Source organism: Acidovorax sp. GW458-11-26-14-TSB4 (assembly GCF_059423865.1).
The window spans coordinates 1216647-1241891 of sequence record NZ_JBWKYR010000001.1; the positions used below are offsets into that span (position 1 = coordinate 1216647).

24 protein-coding genes are annotated in these 25245 nt (G+C 67.4%); 11 read left to right on the plus strand and 13 right to left on the minus strand.

The window, feature by feature from the left end; genetic code table 11:
- Window positions 1-96: 96 nt before the first annotated feature.
- The 8 genes from AC07X5_RS05810 (at window position 97) to htpX (ending at window position 7518) form a co-directional block, all read left to right on the plus strand.
- Complete coding sequence (locus AC07X5_RS05810; protein ID WP_494769355.1) at window positions 97-855, plus strand: amino acid ABC transporter permease; 759 nt, start codon at window positions 97-99, stop codon at window positions 853-855.
- 3 nt (window positions 856-858) lie between these two features.
- A complete protein-coding gene (locus AC07X5_RS05815; RefSeq protein WP_409960801.1) occupies window positions 859-1524 on the plus strand; it encodes an amino acid ABC transporter permease in 666 nt (221 codons plus the stop codon).
- A gap of 30 nt (window positions 1525-1554) precedes the next feature.
- Window positions 1555-2292 carry an amino acid ABC transporter ATP-binding protein gene (locus tag AC07X5_RS05820; RefSeq protein WP_494769356.1) on the plus strand — a complete coding sequence of 246 codons (738 nt, stop codon included), beginning with the start codon at window positions 1555-1557 and terminating at the stop codon, window positions 2290-2292.
- Between the two features lie 363 nt (window positions 2293-2655).
- Window positions 2656-4158 (plus strand): hypothetical protein, encoded by a 1503-nt coding sequence (locus AC07X5_RS05825; RefSeq protein WP_494769357.1) that lies wholly within the window; start codon window positions 2656-2658, stop codon window positions 4156-4158.
- 88 nt (window positions 4159-4246) lie between these two features.
- A complete protein-coding gene (locus AC07X5_RS05830) occupies window positions 4247-4621 on the plus strand; it encodes a hypothetical protein (protein WP_494769358.1) in 375 nt (124 codons plus the stop codon).
- Between the two features lie 67 nt (window positions 4622-4688).
- Window positions 4689-5735 carry a dihydroorotase gene (gene pyrC / locus AC07X5_RS05835; RefSeq protein ID WP_494769359.1) on the plus strand — a complete coding sequence of 349 codons (1047 nt, stop codon included), beginning with the start codon at window positions 4689-4691 and terminating at the stop codon, window positions 5733-5735.
- Window positions 5720-6478, plus strand: coding sequence for a DUF3025 domain-containing protein (locus AC07X5_RS05840; protein WP_494769360.1), 759 nt, complete (start codon window positions 5720-5722; stop codon window positions 6476-6478). Before pyrC ends, AC07X5_RS05840 begins: the two co-directional genes overlap by 16 nt.
- Before the next feature lie 164 nt (window positions 6479-6642).
- Window positions 6643-7518, plus strand: a complete 876-nt coding sequence (gene htpX / locus AC07X5_RS05845) for a protease HtpX (protein WP_494769361.1) — start codon at window positions 6643-6645, stop codon at window positions 7516-7518.
- A gap of 67 nt (window positions 7519-7585) precedes the next feature.
- On the opposite strand, the gene AC07X5_RS05850 is transcribed toward htpX, so the two are convergent.
- The gene (locus AC07X5_RS05850) at window positions 7586-8284 is read right to left on the minus strand and encodes an SDR family oxidoreductase (protein ID WP_409962909.1); all 699 of its coding nucleotides are present in this window, start codon (window positions 8282-8284) and stop codon (window positions 7586-7588) included.
- Between the two features lie 44 nt (window positions 8285-8328).
- Window positions 8329-9462, minus strand: coding sequence for a thiolase family protein (locus tag AC07X5_RS05855; protein WP_494769362.1), 1134 nt, complete (start codon window positions 9460-9462; stop codon window positions 8329-8331).
- A 90-nt stretch (window positions 9463-9552) separates the two neighbouring features.
- Here AC07X5_RS05855 and AC07X5_RS05860 point away from each other — a divergent pair, with 90 nt between their 5' ends.
- Together AC07X5_RS05860 and AC07X5_RS05865 are read left to right on the plus strand one after the other, a co-directional pair.
- Window positions 9553-10134, plus strand: coding sequence for a TetR/AcrR family transcriptional regulator (locus AC07X5_RS05860; RefSeq protein ID WP_494769363.1), 582 nt, complete (start codon window positions 9553-9555; stop codon window positions 10132-10134).
- Between the two features lie 145 nt (window positions 10135-10279).
- Window positions 10280-11854: a methyl-accepting chemotaxis protein gene (locus AC07X5_RS05865; protein ID WP_494769364.1), complete on the plus strand. Its 1575-nt coding sequence runs from the start codon at window positions 10280-10282 to the stop codon at window positions 11852-11854.
- 5 nt (window positions 11855-11859) lie between these two features.
- Here the strand turns inward: AC07X5_RS05865 and AC07X5_RS05870 are convergent, their stop codons facing one another.
- Entirely contained in the window at window positions 11860-12897 is a 1038-nt protein-coding gene (locus AC07X5_RS05870) for a GlxA family transcriptional regulator (RefSeq protein ID WP_494769365.1), read from the minus strand.
- A 106-nt stretch (window positions 12898-13003) separates the two neighbouring features.
- Here AC07X5_RS05870 and AC07X5_RS05875 point away from each other — a divergent pair, with 106 nt between their 5' ends.
- Window positions 13004-14350, plus strand: coding sequence for an amidohydrolase (locus AC07X5_RS05875; protein WP_494769366.1), 1347 nt, complete (start codon window positions 13004-13006; stop codon window positions 14348-14350).
- An 18-nt stretch (window positions 14351-14368) separates the two neighbouring features.
- Here AC07X5_RS05875 and AC07X5_RS05880 read toward each other — a convergent pair whose 3' ends face one another.
- The 10 genes from AC07X5_RS05880 to AC07X5_RS05925 all read right to left on the minus strand — a co-directional run bounded on the left by AC07X5_RS05880 (window position 14369) and on the right by AC07X5_RS05925 (window position 25243).
- Window positions 14369-14911 carry a VUT family protein gene (locus AC07X5_RS05880; protein WP_409962956.1) on the minus strand — a complete coding sequence of 181 codons (543 nt, stop codon included), beginning with the start codon at window positions 14909-14911 and terminating at the stop codon, window positions 14369-14371.
- Window positions 14912-14916: 5 nt separating this feature from the next.
- A complete protein-coding gene (locus AC07X5_RS05885; RefSeq protein ID WP_494769367.1) occupies window positions 14917-16647 on the minus strand; it encodes an NAD(P)/FAD-dependent oxidoreductase in 1731 nt (576 codons plus the stop codon).
- 88 nt (window positions 16648-16735) lie between these two features.
- A complete protein-coding gene (locus tag AC07X5_RS05890; protein ID WP_494769368.1) occupies window positions 16736-17812 on the minus strand; it encodes a J domain-containing protein in 1077 nt (358 codons plus the stop codon).
- Window positions 17813-17845: 33 nt separating this feature from the next.
- Window positions 17846-18853 carry a lysylphosphatidylglycerol synthase transmembrane domain-containing protein gene (locus AC07X5_RS05895; RefSeq protein WP_494769369.1) on the minus strand — a complete coding sequence of 336 codons (1008 nt, stop codon included), beginning with the start codon at window positions 18851-18853 and terminating at the stop codon, window positions 17846-17848.
- Between the two features lie 12 nt (window positions 18854-18865).
- Window positions 18866-20113: a cardiolipin synthase ClsB gene (gene clsB / locus AC07X5_RS05900; RefSeq protein ID WP_494769370.1), complete on the minus strand. Its 1248-nt coding sequence runs from the start codon at window positions 20111-20113 to the stop codon at window positions 18866-18868.
- Window positions 20110-20877 carry an endonuclease/exonuclease/phosphatase family protein gene (locus tag AC07X5_RS05905; RefSeq protein ID WP_409962929.1) on the minus strand — a complete coding sequence of 256 codons (768 nt, stop codon included), beginning with the start codon at window positions 20875-20877 and terminating at the stop codon, window positions 20110-20112. Before AC07X5_RS05905 ends, clsB begins: the two co-directional genes overlap by 4 nt.
- A gap of 150 nt (window positions 20878-21027) precedes the next feature.
- Window positions 21028-21945 carry a cysteine synthase A gene (gene cysK, locus AC07X5_RS05910; RefSeq protein ID WP_494769371.1) on the minus strand — a complete coding sequence of 306 codons (918 nt, stop codon included), beginning with the start codon at window positions 21943-21945 and terminating at the stop codon, window positions 21028-21030.
- A gap of 103 nt (window positions 21946-22048) precedes the next feature.
- The gene (gene rtcA / locus AC07X5_RS05915; RefSeq protein ID WP_494769372.1) at window positions 22049-23095 is read right to left on the minus strand and encodes an RNA 3'-terminal phosphate cyclase; all 1047 of its coding nucleotides are present in this window, start codon (window positions 23093-23095) and stop codon (window positions 22049-22051) included.
- Window positions 23089-23946 carry a nucleotidyltransferase domain-containing protein gene (locus AC07X5_RS05920; protein ID WP_494769373.1) on the minus strand — a complete coding sequence of 286 codons (858 nt, stop codon included), beginning with the start codon at window positions 23944-23946 and terminating at the stop codon, window positions 23089-23091. Before AC07X5_RS05920 ends, rtcA begins: the two co-directional genes overlap by 7 nt.
- A gap of 70 nt (window positions 23947-24016) precedes the next feature.
- Window positions 24017-25243 (minus strand): RtcB family protein, encoded by a 1227-nt coding sequence (locus AC07X5_RS05925; protein WP_409962936.1) that lies wholly within the window; start codon window positions 25241-25243, stop codon window positions 24017-24019.
- Window positions 25244-25245 lie beyond the last annotated feature (2 nt).

A 25245-nucleotide genomic window follows, 5' to 3' on the forward strand; every position in this document is an offset into this window, starting at 1 on the left:
CGCCCCTTCGGCCGCCACGGTTTGAAGGGGCTTTTTTGTTGGGTCCGCAAAGGATTGCGCCCAATGCAATACCAAGACAAATAAAGGGGTGATCCTATGAGTTGGGATTGGCAGGTGTTCTGCCAGGACACCATGGACAAGGAAGTCGTGCAAAGCTGCTTTGGCAAAGGCGGCGACATCACTTACTTGGACTGGATGCTGTCGGCCTGGGGCTGGACGGTGTCTGTTTCGTTGCTGGCCCTGGTGCTGGCGCTCGTATTGGGCTCCGTGATCGGCACGCTGCGTACCTTGCAGGACCGGCCGATGATCGTGCGCCTGGGCAATGCCTGGGTGGAGCTGTTCCGCAATATTCCGCTGCTGGTCCAGATTTTCCTGTGGTACCACGTCCTGCCCAGCCTCTTTCCGGTCCTGAAGGGCTTTCCCGGCTTTGCACTGGTGGTGCTGGCGCTGGGCTTCTTCACGTCGGCGCGGATTGCCGAGCAGGTGCGTTCGGGCATCAACACCCTGCCTCGCGGCCAGCGCTATGCAGGTATGGCGGTGGGCTTCACCACCTTCCAGACCTACCGCTACGTGCTGTTGCCCATGGCGTTTCGCATCATCATCCCGCCGCTGACCAGCGAGACGATGAACATCTTCAAGAACTCTTCCGTGGCGTTTGCCGTGTCGGTGGCCGAACTCACGATGTTCGCCATGCAGGCGCAGGAGGAAACCTCGCGCGGCATCGAGATCTACCTGGCCGTGACGGCGCTGTACATCGTCTCGGCGTTTGCCATCAACCGCATCATGGCGTTCATCGAGAAGCGTGCGCGCATTCCCGGAATGGTCGTGGCCAGTGGTGCAGGCGGGGGGCACTGACAAATGAATCTCGACTTTGGCTTTTACAACTGGGACCTGATCTCCAACTTCGTGCTGAAGGGGCTGTACTTCAGCCTGATCCTCACGGTGGTCGCCACCATCGGCGGCGTGCTCTTCGGGACTGTGCTGGCGCTGATGCGCCTGTCGGGCAAGAAGTGGCTGGACGTGCCGGCCACCATCTACGTCAATGGCATGCGCAGCATTCCGCTGGTGATGGTGATCCTGTGGTTCTTCCTGCTGGTGCCGGCCATCATCGGCCGGCCCATCGGTGCGGAAGTGTCGGCGGTGGTGACCTTCATCGCCTTCGAGGCGGCGTACTTCAGCGAAATCATGCGCGCCGGCATCCAGTCCATCCCGCGCGGCCAGGTCCATGCAGGCCAGGCCCTGGGGATGACCTATGGCCAGAACATGAAGCTGGTGGTGCTGCCCCAGGCGTTCCGCAATATGCTGCCGGTGCTGCTCACGCAGACCATCATCCTGTTCCAGGACACGTCGCTGGTCTACGCCATCGGTGCCTACGACATGCTCAAGGGCTTTGAAGTGGCAGGCAAGAATTTCGGCCGCCCCATCGAGGCCTACCTGGCGGCAGCGGTTCTGTACTTTGTGATGTGCTATGCGCTGTCCTGGATGGTCAAACGCCTGCACCAGAAGATCGCGATCATTCGCTGATGCAAAAGAGATTGGATTGAGGAACAAGAAATGATCGAACTCAAGAACGTATCCAAGTGGTATGGCCCCGTGCAGGTGCTCAACGAGTGCTCGGCCGTCATCAACAAGGGTGAAGTGGTGGTGGTGTGCGGACCTTCGGGTTCGGGCAAGTCCACGCTGATCAAGACCATCAACGCGCTGGAGCCCTTTCAGAAGGGCGAGATCACGGTGGACGGCGTGAAGCTGCACGACCCCAGCACCAACCTGCCCAAGCTGCGCAGCCGCGTGGGCATGGTGTTCCAGCACTTCGAGCTGTTTCCCCACCTGTCGGTGACGGAGAACCTGACGATTGCCCAGGTCAAGGTGCTGGGCCGCACGCCCGACGATGCCAAGAAGCGCGGCCTGAAGATGCTCGAGCGCGTGGGCCTGATCGCCCACAAGGACAAGTTCCCCGGCCAGCTGTCGGGCGGCCAGCAGCAGCGCGTGGCGATTGCCCGTGCCCTGAGCATGGACCCCATCGTGATGCTGTTCGACGAACCCACTTCGGCGCTCGACCCCGAAATGGTCGGCGAAGTGCTGGACGTGATGGTGGGCCTGGCCAACGAAGGCATGACCATGATGTGCGTGACCCACGAAATGGGCTTTGCCCGCAAGGTCAGCAACCGCGTGATCTTCATGGACGTGGGTGGCAAGATCCTGGAGGACTGCTCCAAGGACGACTTCTTCAACCACCCCGAAGCCCGCCAGCCGCGCACCAAGGACTTCCTCAACAAGATCCTGCAACACTGAAAAGGTGTGAACGAACCCGCCATGCCCGCTCATCCCGCCAAAACACGCGCGCACATCGAAAGCAAATGCTCGCCGTAGCCCGAGCTATGGCTGTGCTTTGCGCCTGGATCGCGCGCTGTGGCGGCCTGCTCGGACACGCCGGGTCCATTCACACCTTCTGAACTTGCGCACTGCGCTCTGAACGGAGTGCGGTGTGCAGGATTTCACACAAGGCGCCTTCGGGCGCCTTTTTTCGTGGCGGCGGGTAGGGCCATGGGGCAAGAATGCCGATGTGCCGTGCTAGGTTCGCGCGGTATCCCATTTCCGATGTCCCGGGCCATGCGCCGCTGCGTGGTGCTGGCCCGCCGTTTGACGGATTTCCCCATGCCCAAGCGTTCACCTGCCAGCGACAGCCTTTTTGAATTTCCGGCAGATTTGCCGGTGCCCGCCGCCCTGCGCGACCTGCTGCGGGCGTTTCCCGCGTTGCGTCCGCACACGGCCACGGTGAGTGGCTCGTTCGCATTCCACTCGGAGCCCCCCAGTGCCGTGGCGCGCTATTTCGGCGAGGAGGGCCATGCCGGCGGACTGGCGGCGGCGCAGCATCTGGGCGTGTTCGGCGTGGAGCCCGATGGCTCCACCCTCGCCGTCTGGCGCGCACCGCAGGGCGGCATGCCGGTGGTCTACCTCAGTTCGGAAGGCGGGGGCCGGGTGCTGGCGAGCGATGCCGTGCAGTTCCTGCGGCTGCTTGGCGTGGGCTATGACGAGTTCGCGCTGTATGGCAACCTGGATGAGCCACCGGAGGATGACGGCGAGGTCGCGCCCGAGCTGCTGCAGTGGCTGGCGGACCAGGGCCTGTCGGTGCCCGAGACAGGGGAGGACATCCTGTCCGAAGCCGAGCAGCGCTGGCCCGATTTCGACGGCTGGATGGAGGATGCGATTGCCGGGCGGCTCTCGGCCTCGGCCCCAGGCCCCGCCCCGGTGAGGGCAGCACCGGCACCGACCGGCGCGGCCGCTGCTGCCGAGGGCAATCTCTGGGACCAGATGCTGTCGTGCATCGGCAGGCGCATCGACGACCCATTGGTGCAGCAGTGGCTGGCCGCCGTGGGCGCCAAGCCGCTCAAGCCCGCCACGCCGCACAATGAACGCACCTATGTCTCGGTGCGCGCCACCGGCATCGAGGTCGGCGCCGAGATGGCGCCCAAGCACCGCGCCTTCTGGCCGCCGCGCAAAGAGGGGCGCATCTGGAACACCTACGTCACGCGCATCATCCTGCCGGTGAAAGCCGCGCCGCTGGTGCCGCTGCCCGAAGGCATGTCGTGGGATCACTTTCCGGGCCCCATGGATGGCGACCGGTTCATGGAGCAACCGGTCAACGGCACGCTGGAGTTGGCCTTTCAGCGCGCGGCCAAGGGCAACGGCATTGCGCGCATCGATGCCCGGCTGCCGACGGAGCGCGACTTCATGGAAGCCAGTGCCGAGTACGAGGAGACGAAGCCGCTGGTTTATGTGGAGGACGCGTTCTTCGTGACCTGGTGCGCGCTGCATGGGCTGCTCGATCCGGTGCGCTACCCGGCCGCGGTGCTCGCGCCCTGGCACGAGCGCACCGCCACGCCGCTGCAGTTGCTGCATGGCCCCTGTGGGCGCATCGTCTGGACCGACGACCTGGCCCCCGGTGCATCGGACTTCTGGGATGACTACTACCGGGGATTCGGCACGCCAGATTCCGAGCGCTGGGTCACTGACGTGAAGGCCGTGTTCCGCTCGTCCAACCATTTCCGTGAGCCGGACGAGGCGATGACGCCCGACAGCTGGGAGGCCTTCGACCGCATCGCCCCGAAGATCGCCCGGCGCTTCGAGGTGTGGCGCAGCAAGGCGCCGCAGGGCTGACGGCATGCCGCGCCGACGCTCCGTTCTGGCATGGGGCAGCGCGTGCGCAGGCATGGCTGCGTTTTCCTCCTCCTCCCAGGCTGCACCCATGGAAAAGACCTTGTTGTTCGAAAGCGCCGTGCACCCCTGGAAGGTCTACCACGTGCGCGAAAAGCCCACCTGGCAGACGCGCGAGCACTACTACCAGGTCACGCACCAAGGGCAACCGTTCCTGCTGCCCAAGGAGCTGTTCAAGGGGGTGCGGGATGTGGATCGGTTCGTCGCGGCGTCGGGCTTTGAAGCGCAGGAGACGCACGCGGATTCGGTGCTGCTGGTGTTCGAGAACCGCGTGCGCAAGCCCGACGGCTTCGAGGAGCGCGCCTTGGTCGCCGTGATGGCGCAGTCCGTGCGCGCGGGCAAAGGCTACCAGGTGCGCATTGCCAATCTGCAGGGCCAGGTGCTGGCGGTGATCGAGCGGGAATAGGGCAGCGTCACCGCCGGGTGACCCCGCCGGGAAGGAGGGCGGTGGCGGGGAATGGGACAATAGCGCCATGACCGCAGCCGCCCCCACCAACACCCTCACCATCACCCGCCCCGACGACTGGCACCTGCACGTGCGCGACGGAGAGCCCCTCTTCACCGTGGTGCCGCACACGGCCGCCCAGTTCGGGCGCGCCATCATCATGCCCAACCTGCGCCCGCCCGTGACCACGGCCGAGCAGGCCCTGGCCTACAAGCAGCGCATCCTGGCCGCCGTTCCCGCGGGCGTGCAGTTCGAACCGCTGATGACGCTGTACCTCACCGACAACCTGCCGCCCGAGGAGATCGTGCGTGCACGCGAAGCCGGCGTGGTCGCCGCCAAGCTCTACCCCGCTGGCGCCACCACCAACAGCGACGCCGGCGTGACCGACCTGCGCAAGACCTACAAGACCCTCGAGGCCATGCAAAAGAGCGGCATGCTGCTGCTGGTGCACGGTGAAGTGACCAGCAGCGACATCGACCTGTTCGACCGCGAGGCAGTGTTCATCGAGCAGCAGCTGATCCCGCTGCGCCGCGACTTCCCGGAACTCAAGATCGTCTTCGAGCACATCACCACCAAGGACGCGGCCGACTACGTGAATGCATCCGACCGCTTCACGGCCGCCACCATCACGGCGCACCATCTGCTGTACAACCGCAACGCCATCTTCATTGGCGGTGTGCGCCCGCACTACTACTGCCTGCCGGTGCTCAAGCGTGAGACGCACCGCGTGGCCCTGGTGCAGGCCGCCACCAGCGGCAGCGCCAAGTTCTTCCTGGGCACCGACAGCGCGCCGCACCCCGCGCACCTCAAGGAACACGCCAGCGGCTGCGCCGGCTGCTACACCGCCCATGCTGCCATGGAGATGTATGCCGAGGCCTTCGACAACGCGGATGCTTTGGACAAGCTCGAAGCCTTCGCCAGCTTCAATGGCGCCGACTTCTACGGCCTGCCGCGCAACACCGGAACCATCACGCTGCGCCGCGAATCCTGGACCCCGCCGGACAGCTTCGCCTTCGGCGAGGCCGAGCTCAAGCCTTTGCGCGCCGGTGAAGCGCTGCCGTGGCGCCTGGTCTAGAAGCCATTGATTGGACCGCCGCCTGGCTGGCCCCGTACCGCGCCACCGGGCAGGCGGTGGCGCAGCAGGTGCTGGAGCAGGGTGCGCCCGTGTACCAGGCGCTGCAATGCACTGCTGCGCCCATGCAGTTCGTGGCCCAGGATGACCTGCCCGAAGGCGCGGCCTACGAGCAGCACATCTTCGACACGCGCCGCGTGCCCACGCGCGAGAATCTGCACGATTTCTTCAACGGCCTGGTGTGGCTGCATTTCCCGCAGGCCAAGCGGCGCTTGAACGAACTGCAGGCCGGCGCCATCGCCGCGCACGGGATTGGCGCGGTGCGCGGACCGCTGCGCGATGCGATCACCGTGTTCGACGAAAACGGCGCTCTGCTCGACGCCCCCGAACCTATCTGGCAGGCGCTGCTAGCGCGCGAATGGATGCGGCTGTTCGTGGACCTGCGCCTGCTGTGGCGCGAGGCCCGGCTGCTGCTGTTCGGCCATGCGCTGTTGGAAAAGCTGGTGGCGCCGCGCAAGCCCATCGTGGCGCATGTGTACCGGATTCAGTGTGCTATGGATTCCGTAGCGGATGCCGACGCTTGGCTGGCCCAGCAGATCGAGCCCGGGCACTGGGCCGCCAAGCCCTTCACACCGCTGCCTGTGCTGGGCACTCCTGGCTGGTGGCCTGCCAATGAGGTTCCGCAGTTCTATGCCGATCCGCAGGTGTTTCGTCCCCACCGCCCTGTGTCGGACAAGGCGCAGTAATTCCCGTCAGCGACTGTGTGATAAGGGCGTTTCAGGCGATTCGCCCTACCATACCGCGACGGGAAACTGCGGCGTGCGGTCCCAGGGAGACAGGCGCTTGAATCGCGCCCGGATACCCCCCATCTAGTCCGCAGTTCCTTGTCTACCCACGGAGAGCACAGAACATGAAGCGGATTATTTTGTTTGTACTGACCAACCTGGCCGTCGTCGTCGTGCTGGGGGTGGTTGCCAGCCTGCTGGGCGTGAACCGCTACCTCACGGCCAACGGGCTCAACTTGGGCGCGCTGCTCGGCTTCGCGCTCATCATGGGCTTTGGCGGCGCCATCATCTCGCTGCTCATCAGCAAGCCCATGGCCAAGTGGACCTCGGGCGTGCGCGTGATCGACGGCTCGGGCTCGCCCGACGAGCGCTGGATCGTCGAGACCGTGCGCAAGTTCGCCGACCAGGCGAAGATCGGCATGCCCGAAGTCGGCATCTTCGAGGGCGACCCGAATGCCTTCGCCACGGGCGCGTTCAAGAACTCGGCGCTGGTGGCCGTGTCCACCGGCCTCCTGCAGGGCATGACGCGCGAAGAGGTCGAGGCCGTGATCGGCCACGAGGTGGCCCACATCGCCAACGGCGACATGGTGACCATGACGCTGATCCAGGGCGTGATGAATACCTTCGTGGTGTTCCTCTCGCGCGTCGTCGGCTATGCGGTGGACAGCTTCCTGCGCAAGAACGACGAGAACAGCTCGGGCCCCGGCATCGGCTACTACGTGACCACCATCGTGCTCGACATCGTGCTGGGCTTCGTGGCCGCCATGATCGTGGCCTGGTTCAGCCGCCAGCGCGAGTTCCGCGCCGACGCGGGTGCCGCCCAGCTGATGGGCCGCCGCCAGCCCATGATCAACGCCCTGGCCCGCCTGGGCGGCATGCACCCGGGCGAACTGCCCAAGAGCGTGGCCGCCATGGGCATTGCCGGTGGCATCGGCAAGCTGTTCAGCACCCACCCGCCCATCGAGGAGCGCATCGCCGCGCTGCAAAACCGCCAAGGTTGATGCAGCCTGCTGGGGCAGAAAGGAAAACGCCGCCGGGTGCGAACCCGGCGGCGTTTTTTGTTGGGGATCAGCCAGCGTAGGCGGGTGCAGCGCTGGACAGCGACTGTTTCACATGGCGCGTGGTGTCGTCCGCCAGCACTTCGGCCAGGCCCGCTTCCACGCCCTGCAGTGCCAGGCGCGCCACGTCGAGTGGGGCGGCCTTGGGGGCATCCAGGCCGCGCGCCATGTCGGTGTCCATGTAGGCCACGTGCAGGCTGGTCACCTGGGTGCCCTGGGCGCGCAGTTCATTGCGCAGGCCGTTGCTCAGCGACCAGGCGGCGGCCTTGGAGGCGCTGTAGGTGGCCACGCCCGGGATGGTGAGCCAGCTGAGCACCGACAGCACATTGAGCACGGCGCCGCCGCCGTTGGCCTGGAGCACCGGAGCGAAAGCCTGCGCTACCGCCCAGGGGCCGAAGAAGTTGGTCTCGAACTCGGCACGTGCGGCTGCCATCGCATCGGGCGAGCCCAGGAAGCTCGACCCGCGCGAGATGCCGCTGTTGTTCACCAGCAGGGTCACGTCGGGGCAGGCCGCCACGGCCGCGGCGATCTGGGCGGGATCGGTCACGTCCAGTTGCACAGGCGTCACGCCCGGCAGGGTGACGGTGGACGGGTCACGCGCTGCAGCATAGACCTTGCGGGCACCCGCGGCGAGTGCGGCCTGCGCAAAGGCCAGACCCAGGCCGCGGTTGGCGCCGGTGATGAAGACGACGGAGTTCTGGAGTTTCATGAAAGCAGTCCTTGAGGGAAAAGGCAGGTGAGAGAGATTGGTGGTCACAGGGCTTGCAATACCGTGGCGATGCCCTGGCCGCCGCCGATGCACTGCGTGGCCAGCGCGTAGCGCCCGCCCTGGCGCTGCAGCAGGGCGGCGGCCTTGCCGGTGATGCGCGCGCCGGTGGCGCCCAGCGGGTGGCCGATGGCCATGCCGCCGCCATCGAGGTTGATGGTTTCGGGCCTGAGGCCGAGCTCGCGGATGCAGGCCAGCGCCTGGGAGGCAAAGGCTTCGTTGATTTCCACCACGTCCAGGTCGGCTGCAGTGATGCCGGCACGTGCCAGCGCCTTGCGCGAGGCCGGGATGGGGCCGATGCCCATGAAGGCCGGGTCCACGCCCGCGGTGGCCATCGCAACGATGCGGGCCAGTGGCGCGAGGCCGTGGCGTGCGGCATAGGCCTCGCTGGTCACGAGCACGGCGGCGGCGCCGTCGGTCAGCGGCGACGAGGTTCCGGCCGTGACCGTGCCTGTATCGCGGAAGGCGGGCTTGAGGCCGGCCAGCGCTTCGGGCGAGGTAGCGGGGCGGATGCAGCCGTCTTCGGCCACCACTTGGCCATCCGCCAGGGTGATGGGCACGATCTCGCCGCGCAGCAGGCCGGCCTCGCGCGCGGCCGCCGCCTTGCGGTGCGATTCAAAAGCCAGTTGCTCCTGGTCGGCGCGCGAGACGCCGTAGCGCGCGGCCACGTTCTCGGCCGTGTCGCCCATGGAGATATAGGCATCGGTCTCTTCGTACAGCGCAGGGTGGGGCGAGAAGGTAAGGCCGCCCTGCGGAACCATGGTCATGGACTCCACGCCCAGGCACAGGTAGGCATCGCCCAGCCCGGCCTCGATCTGGGCGGCGGCGATGTGCACTGCCGACATGGACGAGCCGCAAAAGCGGTTCACTGTCATCCCGCTGACTTCGTGCGGCAGCCCGGCCAGCAGCGATGCGATGCGCGCGATGTTGTTGCCCTGCGCGCCCTCGGGGTAGGCGCAGCCGGCGATCACGTCGTCCAGCGTGGCCGGGTCGATGCCGGTGCGTTGCACCAGGTCCTTGATGAGTGCGGCGGCCAGGGTATCGGGCCGCACCTGGGCCAGCGCGCCCTTGCGAGCGAAGTGGAAAGGGGTGCGGGCGTAAGCGGAGATCAAGGCTTTCATGGGCAAGTCCCGTTAGTTAAATGTCAATCGACATGAATAAATATAAATGTCGATCAACATGTAAAATAAGTCAAGCACCAGGAGGCAACCATGAAAGTGACAAGGGCGCAGGCCGAAGCCAACCGCGAACGCATCGTGGATGTGGCAGGAGAGCTGTTCCGCGAAAAAGGTTTCGATGGCATCGGCCTGAACGAGCTGATGCAGGCCGCAGGGCTGACGCGCGGCGGTTTTTACGGGCATTTCGAGTCCAAGGACGAACTGGCCAGCCTGGCATGTGAGCGCGCACTTGCGGCCAACAACCATTACTGGGAAGAGCTGTCTGCCAAGCCGCCAGCCGCGGCGCTGCAGGCGCTGGTGGGTTTCTATCTTTCTGACCTGCACTGCCAGCGCCTAGCCAATGGCTGTGCGATGGCCGCGCTGGCCGGCGATGTGGCCCGTGCCGGTCCTTCGCTGCAGGGCCCCTTCGAGGTGGGGGTCGAGAATTTCTTGCGGGTGCTGGAGCCGCTGATGCAGGCCGCAGGGCCGGATAAACGCAGGGAGCTGGCCCTGTCCACCTTGTCGCAGCTGGTCGGGTCCCTGGTGCTGGCGCGGGCAGTCCGCAGCCCTGAACTGTCCAGGGACCTGCGTGCCGCGGCGGGTGCGGCGGTGATGAGGGAGCAGGCGGCTGGATGAATCCGGGACTTTTCCCCAGCCACGGGAATGGTCGGGAGCAGATGGGGCTCAAGTCGGTGCCATGGATTGACGATATAAGGGAAAACCCGGGTCGCTGGCTGTGCGCTGCCGGGAACATCTTTGACTGAACGAACAGACTCCCACCATGTTCCTCTCCCAGACACGTGTCGCGTTCCGCCTGGCCCTGGCCTTTGGCGTCGTCTGCCTTGTGATGTCCCTGTCGGCCGCCGTAGGCATCTGGCGGCTGGCGGAGCTGCAGGACATTGCCGATGACCTGGGCGGCAATTCCTCCGAGCGCGCCTTGCTGGCGCGCGAGCTGCATGCCATCGTGGTGCTCAGCTCGGTGCGCGCCGAGACTTTGCTGGAACTGGGCGACAACCCCGCCTACGCCGCGCGCATCGACGCCGACCGCAAACTCACCTCGGCCCGCTCGGCCGAGGTGCGCAAGCGCCTGGACGAACTGGCCGAAGATCCTGCATCCCAGCGCCTCTTCGATGCCATCGACAAGGCGGGCAACCAGTTCCGCGGCGTGCGCGACGACCTGGTCAAGCGCCGCAAGGCGGGCGAGGCCCTGCCCGCGGATGCCATTGCCGGCAGCCTGCGCCCTGCCGCCGACGCCTACGCCAAGGCGGTGGACGAATTGGCCGAATACCAGCGCCAGCGCGTGGCCGATGCGCGCGAGGCGGCCCTGCGCAGCGAGCGGCAGGGCAAGCTGCTGCTGGCCGCGGGCTCGGCGGTGGGGCTGCTGCTGAGCCTGGTGTGTGCCTGGCTGCTGTCGCGCTCCATCCTGCGGCCGCTGGCCCTCGCGTCGGGTGTGACCGACCGCATCGCCGAGGGCGACCTGACCTCGCACATCGCTGTCGCGGATGCCGGCAACCGCGATGAGCTGCAAGCCCTGATGGCCCGCCTCGGTGGCATGCAGGCGCGCCTGGCGTCGCTGGTCGTGGGCATGCGCGGGGCCAGCAGCTCGGTGGCCGATGCCAGCGGCGAGATCGCGGCGGGCAACAGCGACCTGTCGGCGCGCACCGAGCAGACGGCCTCCAACCTCGAAGAGATCGCCGCCAGCATGGAAGAGTTGCTGGCCACCGTGCGCCACAGCGCCGATGCGGCCGCCCAGGCCAGCAGCCTGGCCACCGGGGCCAGCGGTGTGGCCCAACGCGGCCGGGAGGCGGTGGACCGTGTGGTGGGCACCATGGAGGGCATCGCCCAGTCCTCGCGCCGCATTGCCGACATCACCAGCGTGATCGACGGCATTGCCTTCCAGACCAACATCCTGGCGCTCAATGCCGCCGTGGAAGCGGCGCGCGCTGGCGAACAGGGCCGCGGCTTTGCCGTGGTGGCCAGCGAGGTGCGCAGCCTGGCGCAGCGCTCGGCCACGGCCGCCAAGGAGATCGGTGGCCTGATCAGCGACAGCGTGCGCCAGGTGGACGAAGGCTCGCAGCTCGTGCACGCGGCAGGCGGCACCATGGGCGAGATCGTCGATTCGGTGAAGCAGGTGGCCACCATCATTGGCGAGATCAGCACGGCCGCGCGCGAGCAGACCACGGGCCTGAGCCAGGTGGGCGAGGCCGTTTCCCAGCTCGACCAGATGACGCAGCAGAACGCGGCCCTGGTGGAGGAGTCATCCGCCGCGGCCCAGGGCCTGCGCATGCAGGCACAGCAACTGGCGGAGCTGGTGGAAGCCTTCCGCCTGCCAGCCAGCAGCATCGCATTGCGCTGAGGCAGTCAGGCACCTGCCATGTCCACACGCCAGCGCCGACGCGGTGCGCGCAGTGCATGGCGCTTGCGGTACTCGGCCGGCGGCATGCCCATGTGGCGCACGAAGATGCGACGAAACGCGGCGGGGTCTGCGTAGCCGCAGGCCACGGCGATACTGGGTACGCTCTCCAGCGTCACCTCGAGCATCACCTTGGCGCGCGCGCAGCGCAGGGCATGCAGGTAGTCGAGCGGCGACTGTGCCAGCTCGGCCCGGAAATGCCGCAACAGGGTGCGCGTGCTCACCGCAGCCACCTGGGCCAGATGTTCCAGCGAATAGGGCTGGTCCAGGTGCTCCTCCATCCAGGCGATGGCGCGCGCCAGCGTGCTGTCGCGCGTGGCAGGAATGTGCTGTTGGGCATTGGCCTGCACGGCCGCCCGGGCGCGGGCGTGGTCGGGCACCAGCACGGTGTGGCAGGCGTCGCCCAGCTCCTTGCCCAAGGCGCGGTGCACCAGGGCAATGGCCAATTGGGACAGGCCGTGGGGTAACGCGCAGCTCATCCAGGGGCCATCGTCCGTCCAGTCCTGGTCGGGTGCCAACCCAATGCCGGGAAAGTCCCGGGCAAAGCCCGCCATATAAAACCAGGGCAGGCTGGCCGTGCGGCCCTGCAGGCGACCGCTGGCAGCCACCAGCCAGGCGCCGCTGCCCACGGTCAGCACGGTCTGCCCGGCGTCGACCGCCACGCCAATCTGGCGCACCAGCCCCGGGTGACGCGCGACCACCTGGCGTATGGCCGGAATGTCGGCTGCGTGGAACGAAGGGATGAAGGTCGCCTGCGCCGGGCCGTCCACAGCCGTGTCGCCATAGACCTCCCAGGGCCCGGGCAGGGCGGGCAGGGGCCGGCCCCCGGCATCGCGCAGCCGCCAGGCAAGGCGCGGCGCGTGGTGGCCCAGGCGCAGGCGGGCCAACAGGTTGGCGCTGCGCAGCAGGTCGATGAACTGCAGCGCGTTGCCCAGGGCGGACTCGGGCACCAGGCAAATGTCGACAGAAAAGATGGGAGCAAGCATGGCGGTATCGGCTCTGTGGATGGCGATTTTCGCTTGTCATGAAACAACTTGCTGCTCTTAGCATGAACGGGCGTTCGTTTTCATTCACCCCTGAACCAAGCCCTCCATGTACAAAAAAATCTCAGCCGTCGCCTTCGCCGCCAGCCTCGTGGCCGGCAGCCTGACCCTGGTTTCCACTGCCCATGCCCAGGCACTCGATGCCGCCGGCCTGCAGGCCATCGACACCGCCGTGAACAGCGTGGCCGGCAAGATGGTCAGCTGGCGCCGCGATATCCACGCGCACCCCGAACTCTCGGGCCAGGAAGTGCGCACCGCCAAGCTCGTGGCCGAGCACCTCAAGCGCCTGGGCATGGAGGTGCAGACCGGGGTCGGCGGCACCGGCGTGGTGGGCACGCTGCGCGGTGGCCTGCCGGGCAAGGTGGTCGCCTTGCGCGCAGACATGGATGCGCTGCCCGTTCCCGAGAACACCAACCTGCCCTTCGCCTCCAAGGTCAAGGCCAACTACCTGGGCAAGGAAGTGCCGGTGATGCACGCCTGCGGGCACGATGCCCACGTGGCCATGCTCATGGGCGCGGCCGAGGCACTGGCCGGCATGCGGGCCCAGTTGCCGGGCACCATCAAGTTCATCTTCCAGCCCGCCGAGGAAGGCGCGCCGGTGGAGCCAGACGCCAATGGCAAGGTGCCCAGCTTCGGTGCCAAGGCCATGGTGGAGCAGGGCGCACTCAAGGACGTGCAGGCCATCTACGGCCTGCACGTCACGGCCAACCTGCCGTCCGGCGTGGTGGGCTACCGCAGCGGCCCGCTGATGGCCGGCTCGGACAACATCAGCATCCAGGTCGAAGGGCGCGGGGGCCACGGCTCGTCGCCCTGGAACGCGGTGGATCCGGTGGTCGCGGCCAGCCAGGTGGTGCTGGGCCTGCAGTCGGTGGTGAGCCGCCAGCTCAACATCAGCAAGGAGCCCGCGGTGATCACCATCGGCTCCATCCACGGTGGCACGCGCTACAACATCATTCCCGACAACGTGGAACTGCTGGGCACGCTGCGCACCTTCGACGAAGAGATGCGCCAGGACGCGCTCAAGCGCATCACCACCACGGCCGAATCCATCGCGGCGTCAAGCGGTGCCAAGGCCAAGGTGCGCTTCGGCCCCGTGGCCTATCCGGTCACCGCCAACCCTGCGGCGCTGACAGAGGCTTCGCTGCCCGCACTCAAGCTGGCATCGGGCGGCAAGGCCATGATCATCCCCAAGGTCAGCGGCTCCGAGGACTTCTCCGAGTTCCAGAAGGTGGCGCCGGGCTTCTTCTACTTCCTGGGCGCGCCACCGAAGGGCGTGGACTTCAACAAGGCGCCGTCCAACCACTCGCCGCTGTTCGATATCGACGAAGACCAGTTGCCCGTGGGCGCCCGCACCCTGGCCGCGCTGGCGGTGGACTTCCTGCAGCGCAGTAAATAAGTGGCTAGAAAAGGCGGGTCAGGCGCTTGTGCCGCCCGCCAGGCGCTGGCCCATGAGCAGCCGAAACGGCAGCAGCAAGGCCACGCCCAGCGCCAGCTTCACGGCCAGGTCGCCCAGGGCCCAGGTGATCCATGGGTCGCTGGTGCCCGCAAATGCGATGCTCCAGAACACCGCTGTGTCCAGCATGGCGGCGAGCAGCGTGGCCACCAGCGGTGCTCGCCACCAGCTGCCATGGCGCAGGCGGTCGAACACGCCGATGTCCAGCCACTGCGACAGCAGGAAGGCCGTGCCCGAGGCAACGGCGATGCGCGCAGGCGCCAGCACCAGCGATGCGGCCACGGCCACGGCGAACCCCACCCAGGCTACGCGCCGCGCCTGGATGGGTCCGTGGCGGCGGTTCACCAGCTCACTGACCAGGAAGGCCGCCGGGTAGGTGATGGCGCCCCAGGTGAGCCAGTCGTTGATCGGGAACTGCACCAGGATGTTGGAGGCCAGCACCACGCCGGCCATGGCCAGCGCGGCAACGGCGAACTGCGTGCGTGTGGGCATGGTGAAACGCATGGCGGTCATCCCGTGCCCAGCATGGCGCGGGCCACGGCTTCGCCCACTTTGATGCCATCCACGCCAGCAGACAGGATGCCCCCGGCATAGCTGGCACCCTCGCCGGCGGGGTACAGGCCGGCGGTGTTCAGGCTCTGCAGGTTCTCGCCGCGGCCGATCTTGAGCGGCGACGAGGTGCGCGTCTCCACGCCCGTCAGCACCGCATCGTGCATGTCGAAGCCCTTGATCTTGCGGCCAAAGGCGGGAAAGGCCTCGCGCAGTGCCTCGACGGCATAGCCGGGCAGGGCCGCATGCAGGTCGCCCAGCGCCACGCCGGGCTTGTACGAGGGCATCACATCACCGAGCTGGGTCGAAGGCCGGCCGGCCACGAACTCGCCCACCAACTGGCCCGGCGCGCTGTAGTCGCTGCCGCCCAGCACATAGGCATTCGATTCGAGCTGGCGCTGCAGCACGATGCCCGCGAGCGGGTGAAACTGCCCGGCAGGCTGTGTTTCGACCCCGTAGGTCGCGCCCAGGTGCTGCGCAAAGGCCTCGGCATCGCGCGGGTAGTCGGTGGGGTCGATCCCCACCACCATGCCGGCGTTGGCGTTGCGCTCGGCGCGCGAGTACTGGCTCATGCCATTGGTGACCACGCGGCCGGGCTCGCTGGTGGCCGCCACCACGGTGCCGCCCGGGCACATGCAGAAACTGTAGACCGCGCGCCCGTTGGCCGCGTGGTGCACCAGCTTGTAGTCGGCCGCGCCCAGCAGCGGGTGGCCGGCATGGCGGCCCCAGCGCGCGCGGTCGATCACGCCCTGCGGATGCTCCACCCGGAAGCCGATGGAAAACGGCTTGGATTCCATGGCCACGCCACGCTCGTACAGCATGGCGAAGGTGTCGCGCGAGCTGTGGCCCAGCGCCATCACCACATGGTCGGTGCGCAACTCGGTCGTTTCGCCCGTGGCCTGGTTCAGCACCTTGAGGCCGCGCAGGTGGCGGCCCTCGCCCGTGCCTTCGATGACCACGTCGGTCACCCGCTGCTCGAAACGGATCTCGCCGCCCAGGGCGATGATCTGCTCGCGCAGGTTTTCCACCACCTTCACCAGCTTGAAGGTGCCGATGTGCGGGTGCGCCACGTAGAGGATTTCCTCGGGCGCGCCGGCCTTGACGAACTCGCCCATGACCTTGCGGCCCAGGTGGCGCGGATCCTTGATCTGGCTGTAGAGCTTGCCGTCGCTGAAGGTGCCGGCCCCGCCCTCGCCGAACTGCACATTGCTCTCGGCGTGCAGCTCGCGCTTGCGCCACAGGCCCCAGGTGTCCTTGGTGCGCTCGCGCACGGTCTTGCCGCGCTCCAGCACGATGGGCTTGAAGCCCATCTGCGCCAGCACCAGCGCGGCGAAGATGCCGCAGGGCCCGAAACCCACCACCACCGGGCGCAGCGGCACGTCGGCGCTCGCCTGGCCCACCGGGTGCCAGGCCATGTCGGGCGTGGGCTGGATGTGCGGGCGGCCGGCATGCCGGGCCAGCAGGGCCGCTTCGCGCGACGGGTCGGCCAGCGTGAGGTCGATGATGTAGACCGCCAGCAGGTCGGCCTTGCGCGCGTCAAAGCTGCGCTTGTGCACGTGCACTGCGGCGATGTCGGCGGGGGCGGTGCCCAGGATCTGGACAGCCTGGGCGCGCAGCGCGTCCAGCGGGTGCTCGGCGGCGTCGGCCGGCACGGCTGCCAGCGGCAGCTTGAGTTCGGAAAGGCGGATCATGGTCTTGCAGGCCCGTGTCGATCGGGCTAAGGCAATTCGTGGGGCCGCTATTTTAAAGGAGGCGCTCCATTCACGCTCGCCAGGGCGGTCAGTCCGTGTCCAGCAGGTCGTCGCGCTGCGCCTTGAGCCATTGCTTGAGGTAGTCGTTGTCCTCCAGGGCCTCGCACTCGCGCCGCAGCAGCGGAATGTCGTGCTCCAGCGCCTGGATCTGGCTGCGCAGTTGGGCCATGAGCTGGCCCGGCTGCAGCTTGCGCCGCGAGGTGATGCCCAGTTGCTCGCGCATGGTGGCCTCCAGCGTGGCCACTTCCTGCTGCAGCTCGGCCAGTTGATCGGTGAGCACCTGGTTGTAGCGCTGCAGGTGGGTGTCTCCCACGGCCACCAGGTGTTCCGCGTCGATTTGCTCTACCTCCAGCTGCAGTTGCAGCAGGTCGAGCAGGCTGGCTGCGGCATAGGCCTGGTTCACGCGCTGCATCAATGCGGTCTTGCGCTGGCGCTCGGCCTCGTCGGGCTCTCGGTCGGGGTGCAGGGCGCTGGCCAGCTTGCGGTACACGGCGCGCACGGACTGGCTGGCTTCCTGGGCAGCGGCCTGCTGCTCGCGCTCGCGCGCATTGGGCTTTCGGGCCCGGCTGGCGCGGTGGCGCTGGCGCTCCTGCTCGGCGCGGGCCTGGCGGGCCTGCATTTCTTCTTCGACCCGGCGCACGATGTCCTCGGGGGATTCCAGGTCGTCGCCTGCTGGCACGCTGGCTGGGTCGGCTTCCTCCTTTGGCTCGGTGGAAGAGGCTTCGGCGAATTGGGCGTGCAGTGCCTGCATGGCCGTACGAGTGTCCGGGTTGCGCACGTTGTCGGCCAGATCGCGGGCAAGCCGGGCGATCACCGCATGCAGGCTGCGCAGCAGCGTGCGGCCCAGGCCCTTGCGGGTGGATGCGTCCACCAAGGCATGCACCAGATCGGCATGCGCAGCGTAGTAGCGGTCGAGCAGGGGCGCTACATCCTTGGCGTAACGCTGGTGGTAGGCGTCGATGGCCTGGTTCCATGCGGCCAGGATGGCGCGCTGCGCATCGATCTGGGCCAGCAGTGCGTTGAAGGATTGCTGCGCGGCCGTGAGTGGGGCCTGGCCCGGCTGCTCGGCGATGCGCAGCAGGGAATTGTCGAAAGAAGAGGGCATGAAGGCATCGATTGTGCCTTCTGCCCCGGATCGTCAGGGCTGCTGGCCCTTGTTGCGCCAGCGCAGCTCGACCACGCCGAAGGCAATTGCCGCCACGGCCAGGGGCGCAAAGAAATACAGCGTGCGGTAGGCCAGGATGGCTGCCAGCGCCTGGGGCGCGGGCATGTACGCCGACAGCACGGCCGTGCCCACGGCTTCAAGCACGCCCAGCCCGGCGGGGATGCGCGAGATCAGCCCCGCCACCGCACCAAGCAGCACCGTGGCCAGAGCCGCCACGTAAGGGGCCTGCTGCTGTGTGAGCAGCCAGATGGCGCCGGCCATCACCATCCAGTTGGTCGCAGACAGCACCACCTGCAGCAACCCGGTGCGCCAGTGCGGAACGGGAAAGCTGCGCCCGCGCACCGTGACAGGCCGGCCGTGCCGCAGCACGCAGGCGGCCAGGTACAGCAGCGTGACCGCGGCCATGGCGCTGCCGATCCAGGGCAACTGGTGGCTGGCCATGTCCCAGCCCTCGGGCAGCTGCGGTGTCCAGAGCCAGAAGACAGCGCCGGCCAGCACGAAGTAACCCAGCCAGTTGGTGATGATGCTCAGGGCCACCACCTGCCCGATATCGCCCACCGAGACGCCCTGGCGCGAGTACAGGCGGTAGCGCACGGTGACCCCGCCGATGAGCGAGCCCAGGTTCAGGGTGAAGGGGTAGGCGACCAGTGTGGTACCCACCGTGCGCGCCACCGGCAGGCCATGCCTTGTGTAGGCCCGGCCGAACAGGTCGAAGGTGCTGTAGATGCCATGGCTCGCAAACGCCAGGGCCGCAGCGCCCAGCAGCACAGGCAGGGGCATGGCGACCAATGCGCTCCACACGGCGCCCCAGTCCACATTGCGGGCCTGGCGCAGCAGCAGGGCGCCGATCAGCAGCACCACGGCGCCCGTGGCGAGGGTCACCGCCCAGGGCCACCAGCGGCTGGAGCGCAAGGCATGCCAGCGGCCGGCGCGCCGCGTCGCTCCGTGCAGAGGGTGTGTGGCGGGCGCGCTGCCGTTCATGGAGAGCCGATCTTACGTGGCCGATGCCGCCTGCGGATTGTCCGTGGCCAGGGCTTCGGCCTGCGCCTGGGCCTTGACCAGCGAGATCGTGGGCTCGTGGCGCGGCAGCCAGCCGGCCCAGGCCGGGAACCAACGCATCAGATGGAAAACGCAGTAGCTGCGCACCAGGCGCAGGCCTTCCCACCGCCCCTTTGGCGTAGGTTCGACCTGCTTGCACGAATGCTCCATGAGGTGCGCCAGGCGCTCATTCAGCGTGGCGTTGAAGGCGCGGTCGCGGATGATGACGTTGGCCTCCAGGTTGAGCGACAGGCTCAGCGGGTCGAGGTTGCTTGAGCCCACGGTCGACCATTCATCGTCCACCAATGCCACCTTGCCGTGCAGTGGCCTGTCACAGTACTCGTAGATGCGCACACCGGCGCGCAGCAGGTGATCGTAGAGCAGGCCGGCGGCCGTCTTCACGATGGGCATGTCGGGCTGGCCCTGCAGGATCAGGCGCACGTCCACCCCACGGCGCGCCGCGCGCCGCATTTCGCGGATGAAGCGGTAGCCGGGGAAGAAATAGGCGTTGGCGATCACCACCCGCTTGCGCGCCGAGCGCAGGGCGATGCGGTAGTGCCGTTCGATGTCGTTGGTGTGGTCGTGGTTGTCGCGCGTGACGAAGATGGCATGGGCGGTGCCCGCGTAGGGCAGGCCGCGCGCAGGCGCATTCTTCGCGCGGCTGCGGCGGCGCTCGGCAGGGCTCAGCACGGCTTCGTGCGTGAACTGGTGCATCTGCGCGACGATGGGCCCACGCACCTCCACGGCATAGTCCTGCTTGGCTTCGGGCCCGAAGTCGGCCACATGGTCGGCCGAGTAGTTGATGCCGCCTATGAAGCCATGCTCACCATCGACCACCACGATCTTGCGGTGCATGCGCCGCAGCATGTTCAGCCGCTGGCCCAGCAGGCGCCGGCCCGGGTCGAAGATGCGAAAGTGCACGCCCGCCTCGACCAGCTCGCCCACGAAGCGATCCGACAGGTCGGGCGAGCCAAAGCCATCGACCAGCACATGCACCTGCACGCCGCGTTTCGCGGCCGCCAGCAGCACGGCATGCAGTTCCTGCCCGATCTTGTCGTCGAACAGGATGAAGGTTTCGAGCATCACTTCGCGGCGCGCCTCGCCGATAGCCTCGAACACGCGGGGAAAGAAGTCCTCGCCGTTCTCCAGCAGCTCAAAGTGGTTGCCGGGCACCCAGCGGGAGGATTGCGCGGCGCGGCTCACAGCGAAATCTCCGCGGCCAGGGGAGCGTGGTCCGAAAGCTTGTCCCAGGGCTTCTTGGGCAGGTGCAGCGGCGCGTGCACGGCGGCATTGCGCACGTAGATGCGGTCCAGCGCGAGCAGCGGCATGGAGGCGGGGAAGGTGCGCACCGCACGCCCCGTGGACTGCACGAACACCTCGTGCAGGCCAGCACGCTCGCGCAGGATTTCGTGCGCGCGACCGCGCCAGTCGTTGAAGTCGCCGGCCACCACCACAGGCTCCTCGGGGTCAAAGGTGTTCACCAGGTCGCACACGGCGCGCAGCTGGCGCTGGCGGTGCGCCTCCTGCAGGCCCAGGTGCACGCAGATGGCATGCACCGGGCTGTGGTGCTTGGGCGGCTGCAGGATGCAGTGCAGCATGCCGCGGCGCTCCGGCCCGCTCACCGAGATGTCGTGGTTCTCGTAGTGGGTGATGGGAAACTTGGAGAGCAGTGCATTGCCATGGTGGCCGTTGTCATACACCGCATTGCGGCCATAGGCGAACTGCGTCCAGATGGTGTCGGCCAGGAACTCGTAGTGGGGCTCCTGCGGAAAATTCTCCACCCGGCCTGCGTGGCGGTGGTGCGTGCCCAGCACCTCCTGCAGGAACACGAGGTCTGCGGACACATGGCGCACGGCATCGCGCAGCTCGTGCAGCATAAAGCGCCGGTTGAAGGTGGTGAAGCCCTTGTGCACATTCACGGTCAACACCTTGAAGGCAATGGGCTGGGAGGAGGGTGTGTGCGCCATGGAAACAATTTGAAAAGGGTGCCGCACCGCAGTGGTGCGCACCCCCTCGGGCGAGTGCCGTCAGGGGTCGTTCGTTGATTGTTCCGGCCCCTGGCCAGGGCTTCTGTAGGACGGCTTGCCGTCAGCGCGTGCAGCGCCTGCCCATACGGGTCACGCCGGCAGGAAGCCTTCGACCGAGAGGTAGCGCTCGCCGGTGTCGTAGTTGAAGCCCAGCACGCGGGCGCCAGCAGGCAGCTCGGGCAGCTTCTGCGCGATGGCGGCCAGCGTGGCGCCCGAGGAGATGCCCACCAGCATGCCCTCTTCGCGGGCGCTGCGGCGTGCATATTCGCGCGCGGGCTCGGCATCCACCTGGATCACGCCGTCGAGCAGGCTGGTGTCGAGGTTCTTTGGCACGAAGCCCGCGCCAATGCCCTGAATGGGGTGGGGCGCGGGCGCACCGCCCGAGATCACGGGCGAGGCAGAGGGCTCCACCGCGAACACCTTGAGCTGCGGGAACTTTGCCTTGAGCACACGCGCCACGCCGGTGATGTGGCCGCCCGTGCCCACGCCGGTGATGAGCACGTCGAGGCCGTCGGGAAAGTCCCTGAGGATCTCCTGCGCCGTGGTGCGCTCGTGCACGTCGATGTTGGCGGGGTTCTCGAACTGCTGGGGGATCCAGGCGCCGGGCGTCTGGGCCAGCAACTCCTGGGCGCGGGCGATGGCGCCCTTCATGCCCTTCTCGCGCGGGGTCAGGTCGAACGTGGCGCCGTAGGCCAGCATCAGGCGGCGGCGCTCGATGCTCATGCTGTCGGGCATCACGAGGACAAGCTTGTAGCCCTTGACGGCCGCCACCAGCGCCAGGCCGATGCCGGTGTTGCCCGAGGTGGGCTCGATGATGGTGCCGCCGGGCTGCAGCGCGCCCGAACGCTCGGCGTCTTCCACCATCGACAGGGCGATGCGGTCCTTGATGGAGCCGCCGGGGTTGCCGCGCTCGGCCTTGACCCACACATTGGCTGCGCTGCCGAACAGGCGGTTGATGCGCACGTGCGGCGTATTGCCGATGGTCTGCAGAATGTTGTCGACTTTCATGGCGTCTCCTGGTCAAGAAAAGGGTGGGTGACAATGCAAGCAATCGGCATTGTGTCCCACTACCGAGGCGATCCTGGCAGGGCTGTGCCAAGAGCCCGCTTCGCTATTGCGGGCGAATATGGACGAGGACGTTTCCGTCCATCCCGGTGTCGGTCGCCACTTGCACCGGCAGGCCGGCGCTGATCACCGCAGCATTGGTGCGCGCATGGTCCGTGAGCTCGCTGGCCGTGTAGCGGGCTTCCCGGCCCGTGCGCCACACGGCCAGGGCCAGGGGCAGCATCCACTGGTCGGCCAGGTAGGGGCCAGTGGCCGCCGTGCTGCGCTCGTAGGCCTGTACCTCCTCGGCCAGCCGGCGCGCCACAAGTTCGGCGGATACTCCGCGTTCGCCGAACTGGCAGAACACCTCGGTCACCTGCGCGTAGTCCAGCGTGGCCAGCAGCACGTTGCCGGGCCCTTCGTGCTGGCGCACGCCAGGCGCGCGCAACTGGTCGGCTTCATGCGTCCAGCCCAGGCGCCGGCCCAGTTCTTCCAGCTCGCGTGCGGCCACGCTGCGCGCCAGTCCTGGCGCCAGGGCTTCGGCCCAGGCGGCCACCGGCGCTCCGCGCTCCATCAAATCGAACGGAGCCGGAGCCTGCGCGGCCGGCTTGATCTGCGCATGCAGCAGTCCGCCGCCGGCCGGGTAGAAACCGCGGCGCTCCAATGCCAGTTCCAGCCCCACGCCCAGGCGCGCCAGCAGCGGTGCATAGGCGCGCTGCAGAAAGTCGAACGGCGGTGCCATGGGGTTGTGCGTGCCGCCGGCCAACTGCACCCGGCTGGCACCATCGGCCAGCATCAATGCGGGCAGCACGGTCTGCAGCACCAGCAGGCAACTGCCGGCCCCGGCGATACGGAAGGTGTAGTCCCCCGCGCGCACCGCACCGGGCGTGAACTGCAGCGACTGCGAGCCCAGCTCCGCCCCGTCGGCTTGCCCGCCGCTGACCTGCACCGCGGCCTGCACGCAGGCCAGGTGCTGGCGCATCAACCCGGGCTTGGCACGGCCGGCACGGATGCGCTCGATGCGCAGCGGCCGGCCCGTCACCATGGACAGCGCCAGGCCGGTGCGCAGGATCTGGCCGCCGCCTTCGCCCTGGGAGCCGTCGAGCGTCAGCATGGCGCCTCCTTCGATGAAGGTGTGGTGAAGCGCAGCACGGTGTCGTGCAGAAACGCGTCGAGCGCGCCATGGCCCGGCACGGGCAAAGGCTGCACTGGCTCTGCGGCGTTGCGCGCCAGTTCGGCCTCGATGAAGGCGTGGATGCCGGGCCAGCGCGGGCTGGTGGCGGCTTCGCCAGCGCGCATCTTCACCTCCAGCAGGGCGTTGATCTCGGCGACCAGCGCGGCGTCGGCCACCGGGTCCAGCGTGTGCTGGGCCAGTTCGGCAAAGCGCATGGGCGGCACACCAGGGCGCGCGCGTATCCAGCGCGCAGCCAGCAGCGGGCGCAGCACGTAAAGGTATTTCTTGTAACGTACCTCGTCGGCCTGCAGGTGCTCGCGGAAGTTCTTCCTGGCCATGGAGGCGTAGTGGTGCCAGCCCTTGGCGTTGGAGAACACGGTCTCGGCCAGCGCACGAAAGCGCTCCATGGTGATCCCGTCCTCGCGGTAGACCACGGGTGAGCGCAGCCATTCGAGCAGCGTGGGGTTGGACTCGCGCATCAGGCCCAGCGCCTTGCGCAGGTCCCAGCCGTTGATGTCGAGGTCGCCGCTGATCGGCACCTCGATCACGTCGCGCCCCGGGGCCACGGTGAGGTACCAGGGCAGGCGGTTCACGTAGAGGAAGCGCACGTCGTAGTCGCTGTCGGGCGAGGCAAAGCCCCAGCCCCGGCTGCCCGACTCGCAGGCGAAAAGGATGGTGACCCGGTGCTGTGCTTCGATGGAGCAAAGGTTCTCCATGATCTTCTCGCGCATGGCGGGATCGATGGGGTGGGCCGATTGCAGGAATTCTTCCAGTTGTTGTTCTTTGTGCATGTGCTGATGCCGGCGCTGGTCTGGCCAGCGCCGGCTCCGTTCAATGGTTGCCGAGGAGGTGCAAAGGGGCCTATCCCTTCACGCAGACCACCTGCTTGAGCGTATAGACCACCTCCACCAGGTCCTGCTGCGCGGCCATCACGGCGTCGATGTCCTTGTAGGCCATCGGGATCTCGTCGATCACGTCGGCGTCCTTGCGGCATTCCACGCCCTCGGTGGCGGCGATCTGGTCGGCGATGGTGTACATCTTCTTTGCCTTGGTGCGGCTCATCTTGCGGCCCGCACCGTGGCTGCAGCTCATGAAGCTCTCGGGGTTGCCCTTGCCGCGCACGATGAAGCTCTTGGCGCCCATGCTGCCCGGGATGATGCCCAGCTCGCCGGCCTTGGCGCTCACAGCACCCTTGCGGGTGACGAGCACGTCCTCGCCGAAGTGCGTTTCGCGGCTCACGTAGTTGTGGTGGCAGTTCACCGCCTCCACATGTGCCTCGAACGGCTTGGTGATCACCTTGCGGGCGGCCGCGATCACGCGCTGCATCATCACCTCGCGGTTGGCGCGCGCGAACTTCTGCGCCCAGCCCACTGCGCGCACGTAGTCGCCGAAGTACTTGGCGCCTTCCTCGAAGTAGGCCAGGTCCTGGTCGGGCAGGTTGCGTTGGTGCAGCTCGGCGTCCTTCTTGGCCAGCTCGATGAAGTGCGTGCCGATGGCATTGCCCACGCCGCGCGAACCCGAGTGCAGCATGAACCACACGCCACCCTGCTCGTCCAGGCACACCTCGATGAAGTGGTTGCCGGTGCCCAGCGTGCCCAGGTGCTTGTGGTTGTTGGTGTTGCGAAAGCGCGGGTAGTCCTCGCAGATCGCGTCGAATTCGCCCTTGAGCGCGGCCCAGGCCACATCGGTCTCGTCGGGCGGGGTTTCCCACGCGCCCTTGTCGCGGCCCATGCGGCGCGGGTTGCTGCCGTGCGGCACGGCTTTCTCGATCGCGCTGCGCAGCGGGCCCAGGTTGTCGGGCAGGTCGTTGGCATGCAGGGTGGTTTTGCACGCCATCATGCCGCAGCCGATGTCCACGCCCACGGCGGCCGGGATGATGGCCTTGAAGGTCGGGATCACCGAGCCCACCGTCGCACCGATGCCGTAGTGCACGTCGGGCATGGCCGCCACGTGCTTGAACACGATGGGCAGGCGCGCCGCATTCTCCAGTTGCTTCTGGGCCTCGTCTTCCACGGGCACGCCCTGGGTCCACATCTTGATGGGGACGCCGTTTTCCACGGGCTTGAGGATGTAGTTGTCTTTTGGCATGT

What these genes read in the sequence shown, in the direction of transcription:
- AC07X5_RS05810 (WP_494769355.1), top strand. Translation starts at nt 97, where the DNA reads ATGAGTTGGGATTGGCAGGTGTTCTGCCAGGACACCATGGACAAGGAA.
- AC07X5_RS05815 (WP_409960801.1), top strand. Translation starts at nt 859, where the DNA reads ATGAATCTCGACTTTGGCTTTTACAACTGGGACCTGATCTCCAACTTC.
- AC07X5_RS05820 (WP_494769356.1), top strand. Translation starts at nt 1,555, where the DNA reads ATGATCGAACTCAAGAACGTATCCAAGTGGTATGGCCCCGTGCAGGTG.
- AC07X5_RS05825 (WP_494769357.1), top strand. Translation starts at nt 2,656, where the DNA reads ATGCCCAAGCGTTCACCTGCCAGCGACAGCCTTTTTGAATTTCCGGCA.
- AC07X5_RS05830 (WP_494769358.1), top strand. Translation starts at nt 4,247, where the DNA reads ATGGAAAAGACCTTGTTGTTCGAAAGCGCCGTGCACCCCTGGAAGGTC.
- pyrC (WP_494769359.1), top strand. Translation starts at nt 4,689, where the DNA reads ATGACCGCAGCCGCCCCCACCAACACCCTCACCATCACCCGCCCCGAC.
- htpX (WP_494769361.1), top strand. Translation starts at nt 6,643, where the DNA reads ATGAAGCGGATTATTTTGTTTGTACTGACCAACCTGGCCGTCGTCGTC.
- AC07X5_RS05850 (WP_409962909.1), bottom strand. Translation starts at nt 8,284, where the DNA reads ATGAAACTCCAGAACTCCGTCGTCTTCATCACCGGCGCCAACCGCGGC.
- AC07X5_RS05855 (WP_494769362.1), bottom strand. Translation starts at nt 9,462, where the DNA reads ATGAAAGCCTTGATCTCCGCTTACGCCCGCACCCCTTTCCACTTCGCT.
- AC07X5_RS05860 (WP_494769363.1), top strand. Translation starts at nt 9,553, where the DNA reads ATGAAAGTGACAAGGGCGCAGGCCGAAGCCAACCGCGAACGCATCGTG.
- AC07X5_RS05865 (WP_494769364.1), top strand. Translation starts at nt 10,280, where the DNA reads ATGTTCCTCTCCCAGACACGTGTCGCGTTCCGCCTGGCCCTGGCCTTT.
- AC07X5_RS05870 (WP_494769365.1), bottom strand. Translation starts at nt 12,897, where the DNA reads ATGCTTGCTCCCATCTTTTCTGTCGACATTTGCCTGGTGCCCGAGTCC.
- AC07X5_RS05875 (WP_494769366.1), top strand. Translation starts at nt 13,004, where the DNA reads ATGTACAAAAAAATCTCAGCCGTCGCCTTCGCCGCCAGCCTCGTGGCC.
- AC07X5_RS05880 (WP_409962956.1), bottom strand. Translation starts at nt 14,911, where the DNA reads ATGCGTTTCACCATGCCCACACGCACGCAGTTCGCCGTTGCCGCGCTG.
- AC07X5_RS05885 (WP_494769367.1), bottom strand. Translation starts at nt 16,647, where the DNA reads ATGATCCGCCTTTCCGAACTCAAGCTGCCGCTGGCAGCCGTGCCGGCC.
- AC07X5_RS05890 (WP_494769368.1), bottom strand. Translation starts at nt 17,812, where the DNA reads ATGCCCTCTTCTTTCGACAATTCCCTGCTGCGCATCGCCGAGCAGCCG.
- AC07X5_RS05895 (WP_494769369.1), bottom strand. Translation starts at nt 18,853, where the DNA reads ATGAACGGCAGCGCGCCCGCCACACACCCTCTGCACGGAGCGACGCGG.
- AC07X5_RS05905 (WP_409962929.1), bottom strand. Translation starts at nt 20,877, where the DNA reads ATGGCGCACACACCCTCCTCCCAGCCCATTGCCTTCAAGGTGTTGACC.
- cysK (WP_494769371.1), bottom strand. Translation starts at nt 21,945, where the DNA reads ATGAAAGTCGACAACATTCTGCAGACCATCGGCAATACGCCGCACGTG.
- rtcA (WP_494769372.1), bottom strand. Translation starts at nt 23,095, where the DNA reads ATGCTGACGCTCGACGGCTCCCAGGGCGAAGGCGGCGGCCAGATCCTG.
- AC07X5_RS05920 (WP_494769373.1), bottom strand. Translation starts at nt 23,946, where the DNA reads ATGCACAAAGAACAACAACTGGAAGAATTCCTGCAATCGGCCCACCCC.
- AC07X5_RS05925 (WP_409962936.1), bottom strand. Translation starts at nt 25,243, where the DNA reads ATGCCAAAAGACAACTACATCCTCAAGCCCGTGGAAAACGGCGTCCCC.